This is a genomic window from Flavobacterium pygoscelis (genome assembly GCF_023162025.1).
Classification (GTDB): domain Bacteria; phylum Bacteroidota; class Bacteroidia; order Flavobacteriales; family Flavobacteriaceae; genus Flavobacterium; species Flavobacterium pygoscelis.
The window spans coordinates 1-456 of sequence record NZ_JALNUB010000043.1 but is presented as its reverse complement, the minus strand read 5'-3'; the positions used below and the strand labels follow the sequence as shown (position 1 = coordinate 456).

The 456-nt window shown below is 41.2% G+C and carries 1 pseudogene; it reads right to left on the bottom strand.

Annotated features, from left to right (window positions below):
• A pseudogene (fusA, locus tag MW871_RS16295) lies at positions 1-456 on the bottom strand (elongation factor G); the annotation flags it as partial.

Here is a 456-nt window from a genome sequence, read left to right as displayed (position 1 = left end):
GCTCTACCAGAAGAAAGTGTTCTTAATGTTGTTACATATCCGAACATCTCTGATAATGGCACATCAGCTTTGATAGTTTTTGCACCCGCTCTATCTCCCATATCATTCACCTGACCACGACGACGGTTGATATCACCAACGATATCTCCCATGTTTTCTTCCGGTGTAATCACTTCCATTTTCATGATTGGCTCAAGAATAACAGCTCCAGCAGCTTTAGCTACTTCTCTGTAACCCATTCTTGCCGCTAACTCAAAAGATAGCGCATCAGAATCCACAGGGTGAAATGATCCGTCTGTTAAAGTAACTTTTAAACTGTCCACTTGATAACCTGCCAATGGACCTGTTTTCATCGCTTCTCTAAATCCTTTTTCGACAGATGGAATATATTCTTTAGGAACGTTACCCCCTTTTACAGCGTTAACAAATTGCAAACCAACAGGAACTTTACCATCC